17 protein-coding genes are annotated in these 15,962 nt (G+C 41.3%); 15 read left to right on the top strand and 2 right to left on the bottom strand.

Annotated elements, in window-relative coordinates:
* Positions 1-282: 282 nt before the first annotated feature.
* The 6 genes from EKM67_RS00190 (at position 283) to phoU (ending at position 6,438) form a co-directional block, all read left to right on the top strand.
* Positions 283-1,146, top strand: coding sequence for a phosphate ABC transporter substrate-binding protein PstS family protein (locus tag EKM67_RS00190; protein WP_125576070.1), 864 nt, complete (start codon positions 283-285; stop codon positions 1,144-1,146).
* Positions 1,139-2,065 carry a phosphate ABC transporter permease subunit PstC gene (pstC, locus tag EKM67_RS00185; RefSeq protein ID WP_125576068.1) on the top strand — a complete coding sequence of 309 codons (927 nt, stop codon included), beginning with the start codon at positions 1,139-1,141 and terminating at the stop codon, positions 2,063-2,065. The genes EKM67_RS00190 and pstC overlap by 8 nt, the downstream gene beginning before the upstream one ends.
* Positions 2,065-2,961, top strand: a complete 897-nt coding sequence (pstA, locus tag EKM67_RS00180) for a phosphate ABC transporter permease PstA (RefSeq protein ID WP_125576066.1) — start codon at positions 2,065-2,067, stop codon at positions 2,959-2,961. Before pstC ends, pstA begins: the two co-directional genes overlap by 1 nt.
* Before the next feature lie 3 nt (positions 2,962-2,964).
* Positions 2,965-3,774 (top strand): phosphate ABC transporter ATP-binding protein PstB, encoded by an 810-nt coding sequence (gene pstB, locus EKM67_RS00175; RefSeq protein WP_125576064.1) that lies wholly within the window; start codon positions 2,965-2,967, stop codon positions 3,772-3,774.
* Between the two features lie 689 nt (positions 3,775-4,463).
* Entirely contained in the window at positions 4,464-5,228 is a 765-nt protein-coding gene (gene pstB, locus EKM67_RS00170) for a phosphate ABC transporter ATP-binding protein PstB (RefSeq protein ID WP_125576062.1), read from the top strand.
* Between the two features lie 526 nt (positions 5,229-5,754).
* Positions 5,755-6,438, top strand: a complete 684-nt coding sequence (gene phoU, locus EKM67_RS00165) for a phosphate signaling complex protein PhoU (RefSeq protein WP_125576060.1) — start codon at positions 5,755-5,757, stop codon at positions 6,436-6,438.
* Positions 6,439-6,532: 94 nt separating this feature from the next.
* Here phoU and EKM67_RS00160 read toward each other — a convergent pair whose 3' ends face one another.
* The gene (locus tag EKM67_RS00160) at positions 6,533-6,985 is read right to left on the bottom strand and encodes a type II toxin-antitoxin system HicB family antitoxin (protein WP_125576059.1); all 453 of its coding nucleotides are present in this window, start codon (positions 6,983-6,985) and stop codon (positions 6,533-6,535) included.
* A 24-nt stretch (positions 6,986-7,009) separates the two neighbouring features.
* Positions 7,010-7,201 carry a type II toxin-antitoxin system HicA family toxin gene (locus EKM67_RS00155; RefSeq protein WP_125576057.1) on the bottom strand — a complete coding sequence of 64 codons (192 nt, stop codon included), beginning with the start codon at positions 7,199-7,201 and terminating at the stop codon, positions 7,010-7,012.
* A gap of 179 nt (positions 7,202-7,380) precedes the next feature.
* Here EKM67_RS00155 and EKM67_RS00150 point away from each other — a divergent pair, with 179 nt between their 5' ends.
* The 9 genes from EKM67_RS00150 (at position 7,381) to EKM67_RS00110 (ending at position 15,832) form a co-directional block, all read left to right on the top strand.
* Positions 7,381-7,698 carry a hypothetical protein gene (locus EKM67_RS00150; RefSeq protein ID WP_125576055.1) on the top strand — a complete coding sequence of 106 codons (318 nt, stop codon included), beginning with the start codon at positions 7,381-7,383 and terminating at the stop codon, positions 7,696-7,698.
* Between the two features lie 158 nt (positions 7,699-7,856).
* Positions 7,857-7,967: a putative holin-like toxin gene (locus EKM67_RS00145; RefSeq protein ID WP_225417253.1), complete on the top strand. Its 111-nt coding sequence runs from the start codon at positions 7,857-7,859 to the stop codon at positions 7,965-7,967.
* Between the two features lie 464 nt (positions 7,968-8,431).
* Positions 8,432-8,845, top strand: a complete 414-nt coding sequence (locus tag EKM67_RS00140) for a (deoxy)nucleoside triphosphate pyrophosphohydrolase (RefSeq protein ID WP_125576051.1) — start codon at positions 8,432-8,434, stop codon at positions 8,843-8,845.
* Positions 8,832-11,693, top strand: a complete 2,862-nt coding sequence (locus EKM67_RS00135) for a DEAD/DEAH box helicase (RefSeq protein ID WP_125576049.1) — start codon at positions 8,832-8,834, stop codon at positions 11,691-11,693. Before EKM67_RS00140 ends, EKM67_RS00135 begins: the two co-directional genes overlap by 14 nt.
* An 85-nt stretch (positions 11,694-11,778) precedes the next feature.
* The gene (locus EKM67_RS00130) at positions 11,779-13,566 is read left to right on the top strand and encodes a DUF2075 domain-containing protein (protein WP_125576047.1); all 1,788 of its coding nucleotides are present in this window, start codon (positions 11,779-11,781) and stop codon (positions 13,564-13,566) included.
* 30 nt (positions 13,567-13,596) lie between these two features.
* Positions 13,597-13,917 carry a nucleotide pyrophosphohydrolase gene (locus EKM67_RS00125; RefSeq protein ID WP_125576045.1) on the top strand — a complete coding sequence of 107 codons (321 nt, stop codon included), beginning with the start codon at positions 13,597-13,599 and terminating at the stop codon, positions 13,915-13,917.
* A gap of 24 nt (positions 13,918-13,941) precedes the next feature.
* The gene (locus EKM67_RS00120; RefSeq protein WP_125576043.1) at positions 13,942-14,286 is read left to right on the top strand and encodes a GNAT family N-acetyltransferase; all 345 of its coding nucleotides are present in this window, start codon (positions 13,942-13,944) and stop codon (positions 14,284-14,286) included.
* Positions 14,287-14,705: 419 nt separating this feature from the next.
* Positions 14,706-15,302, top strand: a complete 597-nt coding sequence (locus tag EKM67_RS00115; protein ID WP_125576041.1) for a hypothetical protein — start codon at positions 14,706-14,708, stop codon at positions 15,300-15,302.
* Between the two features lie 119 nt (positions 15,303-15,421).
* Positions 15,422-15,832 (top strand): DUF6508 domain-containing protein, encoded by a 411-nt coding sequence (locus EKM67_RS00110; RefSeq protein ID WP_125576039.1) that lies wholly within the window; start codon positions 15,422-15,424, stop codon positions 15,830-15,832.
* Positions 15,833-15,962: the final 130 nt, after the last annotated feature.

The raw sequence follows: 15,962 nt of genomic DNA, 5'->3' as shown, positions 1-15,962 counted from the left end.
CCACAGTCAGATTTGCCTGGGTCCGAGATTGCGACCGGAGGTAGATGAGGGCTACGGTTCTGTTGCTGACGAGCTAAAACGTGCTCGAAGTGACTGAAATCTAGCGTCTAAGAAACTAAAACAAAAAATTTAAGTGCGAATTTTACGTTTTAGTTATCTTAGTCGTAGATTTCAACCCGTCACTTCTCGCACTCTAAAATTTACAATACTTTTACATTAATTGTGCTTTTTTGTTACATGATACCCATATACTTGTAGTTAGTTATCATGGAGGAATGAAACTTGAAGAAGAGATTGATCGCGCTATTGGGATTAACTTCACTGCTTGTTATCTTGTCGGGTTGTCAGTTGAAGCAGACTGGCGAGTCGATTACGGCCGTTGGGTCTTCGGCGTTGCAGCCGTTGGTCGAGGCGGCGGGGGATCGTTTCACGGAGGATAATCCTGGCCAATTCATTAATGTTCAAGGTGGTGGGTCTGGGACGGGCTTGTCGCAAATTCAGGCTGCTTCTGTGGAAATCGGGAATTCTGATCTTTACGCGGAACAGAAATCTGGGATCGATCCGAAAGATTTGGTCGATCATAAGGTTGCTGTTGTCGGCGTGACGCCGGTCGTGAATCCGGAGATCTCGGTCAAAAACTTGAGCACGGATCAGTTGGCGAAGATTTTTTCTGGTGATATTACCAATTGGAATAAGCTTGGTGGTCCGAATCAGAAAATCGTTGTGATCAACCGTGCGCAGGGTAGCGGGACGCGCGATACCTTCGAGCGTTGGGTGATGAAGGGTCGCAGCACGATGCAGGCGCAGGAACAGGATTCTACGGGGATGGTGCGGCAGATCGTGGCTTCGACACCAGGCGCCATCAGTTACATGGCCTTTCCGTATGTCGATAAAACCGTGAAGACGGTCAATGTTGACAACGTGACGCCTACTGACAAAAATGTGCAGATCAATAAATGGAAAATTTGGTCGTATGAACATATGTATACGAATGGAAAACCGACGGGCTTGACCGCCAAGTTCATGACGTATATTTTATCCGACACGATCCAAGACGAGATCGTTGGTGAAATGGGTTATATTCCCATCAAGGATATGAAAGTGAGTCGGACTTTAGCGGGAAAGGTGGCAACGATCAATGAATAATGATGAAATTCGGGCCAGCCTTTTAAAACGTTCGCGGGCTAGTAAAAACGAAATATTTGGAAAAGTTATTTCTGGTATTTGTATCACAATTATTATTGGTGTGGTTGTTTCGATCTTTTATTTCGTCGCATCGAAAGGGTTGGCAACTTTTTTCACGGATAAAGTTAATCTGTGGAAGTTTTTGACGGGAACGGTTTGGAATCCTAGCACGAATGATGCGCAGGGCGATCCACAAGTTGGCGCGTTGCCAATGATCGTCGGTTCGTTCTCTGTCACGTTCTTAGCGGCAATTGTGGCGACACCATTTGCCATTGGTGCAGCAGTCTTCATGACCGAAATATCGCCAAAATTGGGCAAGCGGGTTTTGCAGCCTGTTATCGAATTATTAGTGGGGATTCCTTCGGTTGTTTATGGCTTTATTGGCTTATCAGTTGTGGTCCCATTTGTTCGTCGTACTTTTGGTGGTAGTGGTTTCGGGATTTTATCAGGAACGTTTGTCTTGTTCGTCATGATTTTACCAACGGTCACTTCAATGACTGTCGACGCGCTCAACAGTGTGCCGCGGAATTATCGCGAGGCTTCATTGGCATTGGGCGCGACGCGTTGGCAAACGATTTATAAAGTGGTCTTACGTGCTTCTGTTTCGGGTATCATCACCGCAGTTGTCTTCGGAATGTCGCGGGCATTTGGTGAAGCCTTGGCCGTTCAAATGGTCATTGGGAATGCGATGCTATTACCAGGCAACCTCATTTCGCCAGCGTCGACGTTGACCAGTGTCCTGACCATGGGCATGGGGAACTCTGTCATGGGTTCACTGAGCAATAACGCGCTATGGTCACTGGCCTTATTGTTATTGATCATGCCATTGGTCTTCAATATTCTGATTCGCTGGATCGGTAAGAGGGGAGCGATGCATTAATGACAGCACGTAAATGGGATAAAGTTGCGACAACCGTTTTGTATTTGATTTCGATTTTCATTATTTTCGTCCTGGCATTCTTGTTGCTCTATATCTTGATTTCAGGATTGCCTCATGTCAGTTGGCATTTCATTACCGGCCGTTCTAGTTCGTTTGAAGCCGGCGGTGGGATCGGTGTTCAGTTATTCAACTCAATTTATTTATTAGTCTTAGCAATGATTATTTCCGTGCCATTATCATTAGGCGCTGGGATTTATTTATCAGAGTACGCGCCGAAAAATTGGGTGACCAGTTTGATCCGTAACGCGATCGAAGTTTTGAGCTCTTTGCCTTCAGTTGTCGTCGGATTATTCGGTTTCTTGGTCTTTTCGATCAACTTTAAGTTTGGGTTCTCAATTTTATCGGGTGCCTTGGCGCTAACGGTCTTTAATCTGCCCTTATTAACGCGCAAGGTGGAAGATTCGTTGCAGGCGATTCATTATACCCAGCGAGAAGCCGGCTACGCTCTGGGCCTCTCACGGTGGGAAACAGTGATCCATGTCGTGGTACCCGCTGCACTGCCCGGAATTATTACCGGGATGATCTTAGGCATGGGCCGAATCTTCGGTGAAGCGGCTGCTTTGATTTATACCGCCGGCCAAAGTTCACCGCCATTAGATTTCAGCAATTGGAATCCAATGTACATTGCCAGCCCCTTGAATCCAATGCGCTCGGCCGAAACGTTAGCCGTTCATATTTGGAAAATTAATTCAGAAGGTATTATTCCAGATGCCACTCAAGTTTCGGCGGCATCTTCTGCGGTTTTAGTTTTATTCGTGTTATTATTAAATCTCGCCGCTCGTTATGTGGGCAACCGCTTGTACGGCCGCTTAACTGGTGTAAAGGAGCGCAAATAAATCATGCAGAATTATGACAGTTCAGATCGCTATTTGAAAAATCTCGACGATGGTAACCGCGAAATTGCGCTCACGACGGACGATCTTCACGTTGCTTATGGAACTCACGAAGCAATTCATGGGGTCTCACTGGGATTCGAGCGTTTCAAAATTACCGCCTTGATCGGCGCGTCTGGTTCGGGCAAGTCTACTTATCTGCGCTCGCTGAATCGGATGAACGATAATATTGCCGGCACCAAGGTTACGGGAAAGATTATGTATCGTGGGTTGGATATCAACGGTGATAATATTGATGTTTATGAAATGCGTAAACATATTGGCATGGTTTTCCAACAGCCGAATCCATTTGCTAAGTCGATCTATGAGAACATCACCTTCGCGTTGAAGCGCCATGGTGAAAAGCGCAAAGATGTGCTGGACGAAGCCGTTGAACGGACGTTGAAACAGGCCGGCTTGTGGAAACAGGTCAAGGACGATCTGCATCAAAGCGCACTCGCCTTATCTGGTGGGCAGCAACAACGTTTGTGCATCGCCCGTGCTATCGCGATGAAGCCAGATATTCTCTTGCTGGATGAACCGGCGAGTGTGCTCGATCCGGTTTCTACGGCGACGGTTGAAGATACGCTGATGGAATTGAAAAAAGATTATACGATTATTATCGTGACCCACAACATGCAACAAGCCGGGCGAATCAGCGACTACACCGCGTTTTTCCACTTGGGTGATGCGTTGGAGTATGATGAAACGCGGAAAATCTTCACGCGACCTAAGATCAAAGCGACGGAAGATTATGTGTCTGGGCATTTTGGGTAAGATACTTATTGATTGAAATAGCAGAAGCTCATGATCTACCTCCGGTCGAATTTGTTCCGTGGAATAGTGGACAGCACCGTGGGGGATAGCTCTCAGCCAATTAAAAAGCAAATTGTCTTCGAGCACGATTTGAGCCTTTTCCGAAAACCACGAAAAAGTCTCAAATGCGCCCCCTGCTGTACTGGCTCCCACGGCGCTAACGATGTCATTATCCGTAACTCACAAAGTTCGAACGGCTAAAGCAAAATTCGCAAAACCGGCTCATTAACACCAGTTTCACGGTGTGTCCACTATTCCACTCCACAAATTTGACCTATTCTATTCAGATTAGCTATCAAACATTAATTGTTTTATTCAGCTTTTTATTATTAATTGTCAACAATCCTGATTTGTTCAACTATACTTTGTTATTAAGTTATGAGCCTAAATCAGCTTAAGTTTAGGCCGTGATCTTGAGACAAGGCAGACTGGCAGTGAAAAAATTCTTAGCAGGTGGGGTTGTACCTGCCTAGAATTTGGGTCGTATTTGAGACCTTCCCGTTTTTGGAAGGGCTCAAATCGAAGGTGGAAAACTTTTGGTGGTTTTCCAAAAGCTTGGAACCGTCCCCACAGCCAGTGCTGCATTGACTCAAGATCACGGCCGAAGTAATTCCATTTTCCACCACTACTCAAACGAGGAGTAAAAATATATGTCTGAAGATAACGACCTGATCACCGTTCAAGACCTTCACTTGTATTATGGTCAAGTAGAGGCGCTAAAAGGGGTCTCGATCAATTTTAAAAAGAATGAAATCACGGCCGTCATTGGCCCGTCTGGTTGTGGGAAATCCACGCTATTGAAGACGATCAACCGCCTGAACGACTTAGTGCCCAACGTTACGGTGACGGGCACGGTCGAGGTGGATGGTCAGAATATTTACGCGCCGGGCATGGATGCGGTCGAATTGCGCAAACAAGTCGGCATGCTGTTCCAGCAGCCGAATCCGTTTCCGTTTTCGATCTATGAGAATGTGACTTACGGCTTGCGTATTTCCGGTGAAAAAAATAAAGCCGTGCTCGACGAAGCCGTCGAAAAAAGTCTTTCTGCCGCTGCAATCTGGGATGAAGTCAAGGATCGATTGCACGACAACGCGCTGAGTTTATCCGGTGGTCAGCAACAGCGAATCTGTATCGCGCGCGTTCTAGCGACGAAGCCGAAAGTAATTCTGATGGATGAACCAACGAGTGCCCTGGATCCGATTTCCAGCGATAAAATCGAACGCACGATGTTGAAATTAAAAGAAGATTATTCGATCGTGATCGTGACCAGAAACATGCAACAGGCATCACGGCTGTCAGATCGAACGGCCTTTTTCCTAGCTGGTCAACTGATCGAGTTCGGCGAAACTAGAGACATCTTCATGCAACCAAAGCGCAAAGAAACCGAAGACTATATATCAGGTCGGTTCGGGTAGAAGTGCGGCGGAAAAACTCGTCAGTGCTCGCAACATAATCGTGCTCGTCACCACTGAAATTTCCGCTTAACTGGCTAATGATGAAATTCCAAAAGCAGAATTTGATCATTAGTCGAGTTAATGCTCGATTTCACCCGTGGCGACTCGCAACATAACTATGCTTGAACTGACTGTCTGCTATAGCTAAGTTATCAAGAACTGAATTCAAAAAGCGAATTAAGTTCTTGATAGACTTAGCTTACGCAGCCAACCCGTCAGTGCTCGCAACATAATCGTGCTCGAGGCCATTGAAATTTCCGCTTAACTAACTCATGATGAAATCCAAAACACGGATTTTATCATGAGTTGAGTTAATGCTCGATTTCAACCCATGGTCTCTCGCAACATACCTGTGCTCGGTGGCACTGAAATTAAGTGTCTAAGTACCAATAACTTGAATCCAAAAGCAGGATTTAAGTTATTGGCAACTTAGTCATTAATTTCACCCGTGCCACCTCGCAACATACCAAAAAGGGAGGAATATAAGATGTTTAGACAAAATTTTGAGGATGAGCTAAATGATTTGCACGTTCGCTTTTCTGAGATGGGAATGATGGTCAATGAGGCTATCTACAAATCTGTGAATGCGTTCATCAATCACGATAAGGCGCTGGCTAAAGAAGTTATCGCTGCCGACAAACACATTAATGAGCGTGAAACCGACTTGGAAAAAAGATCTTTCGAGATGATTGCTTTGCAACAGCCGGTCACTTCTGACTTGCGGATGATCGTGACGGTCATGAAGGCAAGTTCTGATCTGGAACGCATGGGCGATCACGCAGTCAGTATTGCTAAATCAACGATTCGCGTGAAGGGCAATGTGCGCGTGCCTGAAATCGAACAGGTGCTCGCTGAAATGGCCACGAAGGTTAAGCAAATGGTCGAGGAAGTTTTGGACGCGTATGTTAAGGCAGACATCAAGCGCGCGACCGATATCGCCGCCGAGGATAAAAATGTCGATGCTTTTTCGAACAAAATTTATCAAATGTGTGTGGCGCAAATGCAGGCCGATTCCGAAACAATCGTCGGCGCGATGGACTACATGCTGGTCGATAATTTTCTCGAGCGTATCGGCGATTATGTGACCAACATTTGCGAGTGGATCGTCTATCTCGACACCGGTAAGCTGGTCGAGTTGAATTCAAACGCTAAAGAAGACAATGTACTATAAAAAATGAACCAAATTGAAACAGGATCAAAAGTATGCTGGTTTAAGCATACTTTTGATCCTGTTTTTGAATAGATAAAGTGTCGTCTATTAGTGATTAATGTTTCTGGTCAATTTTATATTCGGCAATGGCTTCGGTAAGTGTTTGCGAGAAGTTCAGATTTAATTCATGACCAAGTTTATCCGCCCAGGTTGGAATCGTCAGTGTTTTTTTGATGGGGTGATCATTATTGAGGTAGTCAGATAAATCAACCGTCACCATCGAGATGAAAGACTTTGCTGGATCATAAGTTAATGTGAAATCTGGATCGTTTTTGAACGGGTTATTATCCGCCAAAGACAAGCGATTAATATTGGACTGTTGAGGTGTTTCTTCGCCATTTTCAATCAAGTCGGCGAGATTGATGCCCAGCCAATCCGAAGCCATATACATTGCGTCGGTAATATTGTCACCTTGTGTTGCAGAATTCTTGAAATCAGGAAAAGTCACAAAGTACTTCACGGATTCACGATCATCATAATAAAATAGTGCTGGATAACTAAGCCGCATAATTAACTCCCTCCTTTGATGAAATTAAGACAATGATGATAAACCTGCTTCTTTCTTAATCCCACGCTCTGTGTATTTGTTTAGTTCGCCATGAGGAATAGTGATTGGCCGTTTACCAGCCATTTCCATTTTAATGTGAGAACCTTTTCCACCAGCAGTTTGTATCCAACCATTGGTTTTTAATAATTTGACCATTTGTTTTTGCGTCATGGGCATAGAAAACATACCTCCACATAAAAATGATTTTACACGTATTGCACGTATAAATCAAATCTCAAGATTATGATTTGAAAATGATACTTAGATCAGAAATATAGCTGTTATTGCTTTTACAAACCTATGTTCGTATAATGGGGCTGTAAGCAAAAGTACCTCAAAATCTGGAGGAGACAACTATGGATCTAAAAGAATTTATCAAATATTTCGAAAGCCTGACCACGGCCAAACAAGAATTTTGTAATAAGGCAACTGATCATCAACAACAAATAAACGCCGATCGCGCACCAGTCCGGCGTTGGAATGACGCCGTCGTTGCCGTGCAAGTTGAGAAAATATGGCAAGAAGTTGTTGAGCAATTATATAACAACATAAAAAACACGATCACGAACGACCAGGACGCCAACGAATGGCACCAGCGAATGGAAGCTGAGGACTTCATGGATGAGGTCGACGATTCGATTCGGGGAATTCAGCTGGATGGGGAAGAAGACTAATGAGCTGTTATTTACAATAACTTGATAAGCTATAACAAATAATGCGCTTTCATGTTACAATCAAAGAAGCAAGAAAGTTGAGACGGTTGGCCAATCCAACGAAAGTGAGATGATCGCCTATGCGCGTAATTCAAAATCTGAAGTGGGGAGGTGTCTTGTTGTCCATAGCTGAAACGTTATCGCTGATGCTGGCATTTGGGATGTTTATTGCCACAATGCTGAATTTGGTCATCACGATCGTGAAGCTGTTTTTCGACAATAAAAAATAGCCGTCCATAACTTTTGACGGAGTTAGACGACTAGTTTTTAATGTTCTAATGAAGTCAACCGTCTTAAACGGTTTTGCTGGAGGCCTGTTACGCAAATAGCAGGTCTCTTTTTATATACTCAGTATAACTGATAAGTGTGGGAACTTCAACAGATTGGTTGTAGGTATTGAGTTTTGTCCTCGTTGTAGTTCAGATATGGTTTGCGAGAATAGAAGTATATAATAAAAGTCTAAGATAACTTACGGATAGCAAAGAAGCGTCGTACAGAAAATTATTCGTGAAACGACGTATTTTTTAAATAATGGCGAATTTAAATCTGAGATAATCTAACATACTGAATAGCCAGCAACTTAAATAAATGCAGCTGTATGTATTGATGACTCAACAATCTGAGCTTTGGCTTCTTGATTATTTTTAAATTTTATGTGATCCTATAGATATATTTATAGATAAGAAGGGTGTTCATGAGTAAACAATTTCATGTAGTTGGTGCAGTTCTAATAAAAGATGGTCGGATTTTATGCTGTCAGCGTGGACCGGGGAGAACATTAGAGAATTTCTGGGAATTTCCAGGTGGTAAAATTGAAGTTGGTGAAACACCGCGTCAGGCCTTACAACGTGAGCTTGAAGAAGAATTGAAGATTGAAGTCAACGTTGCAGAAAATGAGTTTGTTTCTGCATCATATGATTATGAGTTTGGTACAGTTAATATGAAAACTTTTATTTGTCAATTAATCTCTGGTGAGCCAATACTAACTGAGCATATTGCGATTAAATGGCTGAAGCCTTCTGAATTAGCAAAATTAACTTTTGCACCGGTTGATGTATCAACTGCAAAAGAAATCATACAACTTGGAGATTACCATGAATTCTTCTAAGCTACTTGCGCAATCGCTGAAGCATGGTTTTATTGACAAAGATATTGCAGGATCTCAACTTGATCCTAAATTAATTGTCAATCAACCTGAAAAACAAGACTTTCTTTTAAATACTTTACAAGAAGAAGTTGAGAGTTGTCGAAGCTTCTTTTTTTCAGTGGCTTTTATTACCCAAGATGGATTAAATAGCATTAAAACACAATTAGCCGATTTGGCGCAACGGGGTATCTCTGGCAGATTATTAACTTCAACTTACCTTGGTTTCAATGATCCGTTCGTATTTGAATCATTGCTCAGAATCCCCAATTTGGATGTGCGAATCTCTAGCAAAAACGGCTTTCACTCAAAAGGGTACCTATTTGAAAGATCAGATTATTATACATTCATTATTGGTAGCTCTAATTTAACAATGAGTGCCCTGAAGCTTAATTATGAGTGGAATATTCGTTTGAGTTCACTTGATTATGGTGAAGTGATACTCCAGGCAAAAAATCATCTAGAAGATGAATGGTCACAGTCGAAGCCGCTAGACTCTGAATGGATACAGAAATATGCAGAGACATACCAGCAGCCAAAGACAGTTGTTCAACCAGACATGATTGAGGATGAACCGGTTCTTGGAGAATATATTGTTCCAAACAAAATGCAGAAGATGGCATTAAAAAACTTACAAGAGCTGCGTGAAACCGGAGCGAAAAAAGGATTGGTTATTTCAGCGACAGGTACAGGTAAAACCTATTTAGCTGCATTTGATGTGGCACAGTTTGCACCCAGGCGATTTCTTTTTATTGTCCATCGTGAACAAATTCTAAAAAAAGCAAAAGAATCGTTTAAAAAAATACTCGGTGGCAATGATAGCGATTATGGAATCTTGTCAGGTAATTCTAAAGAAACTGAAGCAAAATATCTTTTCGCGACAATTCAGACGATCTCCAAAGATAACTACTTGGAGCAATTTCCACAAGATTATTTCGATTATGTGCTCGTGGACGAAGTACATAAGGCAGGTGCAGGTTCCTACCAGAAAGTGATCAATTATTTGGATCCAAAATTTCTTCTCGGCATGACAGCAACACCTGAGCGAACAGATGGTTTCAATATTTTTGAACTATTCGATTATAATATTGCTTATGAAATTCGTCTTCAGGAAGCGCTGGAAGAGGATCTTTTATGCCCGTTTAATTATTTTGGTGTAACAGATTATGAAAAAAATGGACAAATAATAGAGACAACAAGTGATTTAGCTGAGTTAGTTGAAGAAGAACGTGTTAGATATTTAATTGAAAAGATCAATTATTATGGCTGTTATCAGAATGATGCGAAGGGACTAGTTTTTTGCAGTCGTAAAGATGAAGCCAAGAAGTTGGCTGATTTGTTCAGTTCAAAAGGAATTCGCTCTGTATATTTATCTGGCGAAGATGATATTGATGAACGTGAAAAGCAAATAGAGCGACTTGAAGATGGCATAATTAGTTATATTTTTACGGTCGATATCTTTAATGAGGGTGTCGATATCCCCAAAATAAATCAAATTATCTTGTTGAGGAATACGCAGTCGAGTATTATTTTTATTCAGCAACTCGGTCGTGGACTGAGAAAAGATCCTTCTAAAAAATTTGTAACTGTAATTGATTTTATCGGTAATTATAGGAATAATTATATGATACCAATGGCATTGTCTGGGGATGTTTCTGGTAACAAGAATAACATGCGTAAGGATACATTTGACACATCTTATATTTCTGGACTCTCTGCAGTCAATTTTGAAGCTGTTGCTAAAGAAAAAATATATTCTGCTATTGATAGTGCGAAGCTCGACTCAGTGAGTGCACTTAAAAAAGCATTTTTTCAATTGAAAATGAGACTGAACAGAGTTCCATATTTACTAGATTTCAAGGAATCTAATGTATTGGATCCTCAGTTGGTTGCTACTAAAGAATCTTCCTACTATGGATTTCTGGTAAAGATACATGAAAATGAAGGTACGATCTCAGAAGCTGATAATCAATTGATGAAGTTTTTTTCCAAAGAATTACTATCTGGAATGCGCAAACAGGAATTAGTGGTTATTAGAGCATTGGTGGGCGAAATCAATCAATTATCTACTGCTGATTTACAGTCACTATTTATTAAAAATGGATTAACAGCTACCGATGAAGTAGTGAATTCAGTTATAAACGTGTTGACAATTGATTTTTATGCCGGAGGTCAAGCAAAATCTTATCATGGAGCAGCATTTATTCAGATTGAAAATGGTCAAGTGATAAGTTCAGCTCAATTGAAGACGGCACTTAATAATGAGTATTTTAAGTTTTTATTGATGGACGCATTAAAGACGGCTGAAAAGAATAGTGAGAAGTATGATATACAGAACAAATATACGCTATATCAGAAATATAAACGACGAGACGTTTTGCGGCTAGGTTGTTGGAAACAACAGATGGTTGATCAAAATATAGGTGGCTATACCTACAAAGACGGAAAGTTTGCTATTTTCATGACTATAGAAAAGGGCGAAGATTTTAAAGGTGCTCAAATTGCATATGAAGACACTATTTTGGACCAGAATAAAGTATTATATTACACGAAGGCACCCCGACACATTGATTCACCAGAAGTAAAAATTTTGAGAAGACCTGAAAACTGGGTAATCTATCTGTTTGCGAAAAAGTCTGACGATGAAGGAAAAGATTTTTATTTTCTTGGACAAGTTACGCCGGAAATAAATACAATCAAAGAAGTAGTCAAGGAAACCAAAGATGGCGATAGAAAGAGCGTTGTAGAGCTTATTTTTTCACTCAAAGATCAGCTACCAAGCACATTCTTTAAGTACCTGACAACCCATTAAATAAAACATTGAAATAGTATCTAAGTAGCCGAGACTTTTTTCAAACATGTAACCTAGAGCAAAAATTATATTTTGAAGGATAATCATGACCAAGACAAATAACGTTTCTTCACCAGTCATTAAAGAAGTTTCCTACAATAAAAATTCGATAGATGAATTGCTTAGCTCGCTTGGTACAAATAATAAGAAAAGTGAGCTTCTTTTGGATTATCCTACGGTTTACATCATTCACGATGAGGAGCAATCGCAAAAATACACTGTTTATGTGGGTGAAACGACTGATATCCGTCGTCGTACGAATCAACATTTGTTGGAAGATCCTAATACGCGTGAAGATTGGAATCAACTTTCGCATGCTAAGGATGCCAGGATGTTTGTGATTGGTCATCCACATTTTAATAAGTCGTTGACGCTAGATGTTGAGAATCAATTGATGATGTATTTGTTGAGCGTTGATTCGATTACACAAATTAATAATCGGCGTACGAATCCACAGAATCAGTATTATACGGCTGATGAAATGAAGCCGATTTTCTCAAAAATTTGGCGAAAACTGCATGGCTATGATGCAAATTTATTTCCGCTAGAAAGTATTATCCGCGATTCTGCGTTATTCAAAGCTTCGCCATTTCATCAATTGACTAATGAGCAGGTTCTGGCCAAGCAGCTGATTACAGATAAAATTGAGTTAGCGATGTCTCGACCAGAAGTTGGACAGCTGATCATGGTTGAAGGTGATGCTGGCGCAGGTAAAACTGTGCTTTTGAGCAACTTGTTCTATGATTTAAATGAAGATTTATTAAGTCAAAATAATTTTTCAGAGGCAAGTCCCCATGCATACCTCTTGATTAACCATGAACAGCAATTGAAAGTCTATGAGCAAATTGCTCAGAAATTAGGGCTGACACGTTTAGATGAGAAAATTGTGACTAAACCGACCAATTTTATCAATAATCATACTTCTGAAAATCCTGTAGACATTATTTTAATAGATGAAGCACATTTGCTTTGGACGCAAGGTAAACAAAGTTATCGGGGCAAGAATCAATTGCAAGATTTATTGAAGTTGGCTAAGGTTGTGATCGTGGTCTTTGATCAACACCAGGTTTTGAAGACGGTTGAATATTTAGAGGCTGACCAGATCAATGAGTTAGAACGACAATCAAAAGATAACGGCAATTTGATCCAACTCAAAAATCAAATGCGAATGGATGCCAATTTAAATACAATCGACTGGATCACGGATTTTGTTTTCAACCAAGCAATTAAAACAATTCCTCATGATGCTAAGTATGAGCTTAAAATCGCGACGAATCCGCAGAGTCTTCAAAATGAAATTCAGAAAAAAGCAAAAGACACTGAAAGTAATAAACATGGTTTATCGCGTGTTTTGGCCACATTTGACTGGAAGTATGTCAACCAGAAAAAACCGGAAGATGGCAGTGACTACTGGTATGTATCCGACGGCGATTGGTCGATGCCATGGAATTTGCAGTTGCCTAGAACACGTAAGCAGAATCAGGCTGAACGTGGCTTATCGTGGGCAGAACAACCGGAAACAATCAATGAAGTTGGTTCTACTTATACGATTCAAGGCTTCGATCTGAATTTTGCTGGGGTAATTATCGGGGAATCTGTAAAATATCGAAATGGTCATATCATTTTTGATCCTGCAGGGAGCAAAGATAAGACCGCGACGCAGAAACGGACGCTTAGTGATGGCACCAAAGCAAGAGTGGCTGAAGACTTATTGCGCAATCAATTAAACGTGTTGCTAACACGTGGCGTGCACGGCCTTTATCTGTATGCTGTCGATAAAGAATTACAACAGGCACTTTTGAATGCTGCGAATGCTCAACATCGATTGGAATGAATCCAAATATAGAAAGTAGCGTGATTTATAATGGCAGAAAATAATTATCCAGAAATTATGAGTGAACTTATTAAGTTCCGCGATAAACATGGCTGGGAAAAGTTTCATAATCTTAAAGATTTAGCACTGTCGTTGAATTTGGAAGCCAGTGAAGTCCTAGAAATTTTCCAGTGGAAACCAGCTGACGAAGAACTTAGCCCTTCAGAAACGGCCCATCTGCATGAAGAAATTGCAGATACCTTAATTTATTGTCTGTATATGTGTGACAAGTTGGGTGTGAATCCTCTCGATTTGGTTGCGAAAAAAATAGATTTTAATCAGGATCGGCATTGGGACAAGATTGATAATTAAAAAATATAGCGAGTTGACGAGCTGATGCCCAACACCCAGGACGTTATTTTAATTGAGTACAACCGCAAATATCTGGCAGATATTGTGGCGTTGTTTAATCACACGATTCAAAAGGTCAACCGACAGGACTATAGTCAGGCTGAAATTAATGAGTGGATTCAACCAAATCCTGATCTTGATTCCTGGCATGATAACTTGTCTAAGAGTTATTGCGTGTTAGCCTTTAAAGCTGATTGTTTAGTCGGATTTGGTAATATCACTGCTGATGGTTATCTTGATTTATTGTTTGTTGCGCATTCTGTGATCCGTTCAGGAATTGGTCGGTTGATTTTCAATCGGCTCGAACAGTATGCAAGGTTGAAAAAGTAGGGGATATTCATACAAACGCCTCGATTACAGCCGTGCCTTTCTTTACCAAGATGGGATTAGAAGTGATTTCGGAGCGCGACAATGTTCGAAATGACGCACATTTAATCAACTATCGAATGGGGAAAAAGCTGCTTATTCCGTGAGTTTAGTGCAGCAAGAATTCAGAATTTTGATATATTTTATCAAATGACCTTTCTGACCTGCTAAACGCCGTTGAATCAGCGTTCGTTCATTTGCCATCACCATGATCACGCACATTTTCACCTCAATCAACTCATTTTAACCAAACATTTACCCCAAAATCGGTCACATCTGACCGATTTTTTTACTGCCGATTTTCAACAGTCATTTCCAATGCTCCGGACTTCTGCTAAAATGGTTCTATCAACACGCATGTTTCAATTAAGGATGGTCAGTAGATGAAATTTTGGACGGTACAGCCTGCGCAGGTGCTCAATGAAATCGTGAATGATGGGGTTTATTATCCGGATTTCCGCCGCAGCACTTATTTGAGCGCGATTCCCGCGCTCGCGGATATTTATGAATTGTTTCTGAATTCATTTAACTTGATCAATAATATTTCACCCGATGAGAAAATGGGGCAGGGACTCATTTTTGCTTTTTCGCAGACAGCTTTCGATAATCGAATTGGAAAACTGGTGCAGATCAACGATATTAATGATTTCCATGAGGTGATCGTGTCCAAGAAGGCTGCGATTCAAAGCTTGTGGGGTGAATTGGGTCAGAATTTGGATCAGAAATTGATCCTTGAAGTTGAGCTTGACCAGGAGTTCCTCAATCCACTTTTGATCGATATCAACGATTTCCAATTTCTGATGCCACCCATTTCATTTCCTGCACCATATCAAGAAGCCGACGTGAATCGCATTACGACTGCGATCCGCACGGGAGATTTTCCACGACCAATTTTCCCCAGCGGCTTGATGCAGGCGCACTTGCCCTACTTGAAGAAGGCCGATGTGGTGAACGCTTATCACATGTTCGCGCTGGAATAACTGGTTGTTTTGGTGACTTCGAGCGGATATTTTTGGCAATTTGTGACTAATTCTGCGGTTACGAAATAGCTGTGAGCATGTTGATCAAGTGATTATTTGACAGAATAGAGGAAAGTATGATGGCCAAATACGAATCGATCACCAAATATATACCGTTGATCGAAAATGGAAATTTTGGCGACTGGGCACCATTGAAGGTTGATTCTGATGACGTAACCCAATTGCCTTATGTCGATTATTCTGATCTAATCATGGATTTTCTGCGAGATTTCTATGCGTATATGATGGCGAGTGCACCATTTTTGCGCGACTATCAGGTAATTCTAGCTAAGTATCTTGGCGCTGGTTGGAATATTGATCGGTTGCCAAACGTCGATGTCACTTCTGCGAACGAAGAATTAACGCTCGCACTGATTATGACGGTCCTACGCGCTGATCGATTCGCCGAAGGAACCTTGCTTCATTTCTTAAAGAACGGCCGCATACTAGCTTGGCTCAAGCACCTGCAAGAATTAGATGTACAAAAATAAATCAGCGCAACAAAAAAAGCAGTGATGTCTAAGCATCACTGCTTTTAATATGGAATCATTCAGAATAGAAGGGGTCAAACGATCTCGTCCTATCCAGAAGGGAGTCTTCAGTCAGCCAGGGCTAATGCCA

The organism is Lapidilactobacillus mulanensis, from assembly GCF_003946215.1.
Taxonomy (GTDB): Bacteria; Bacillota; Bacilli; order Lactobacillales; family Lactobacillaceae; genus Lapidilactobacillus; species Lapidilactobacillus mulanensis.
Note: the sequence above shows the minus strand (reverse complement) of the source record. Positions and strands in the feature narration are given on the sequence as shown.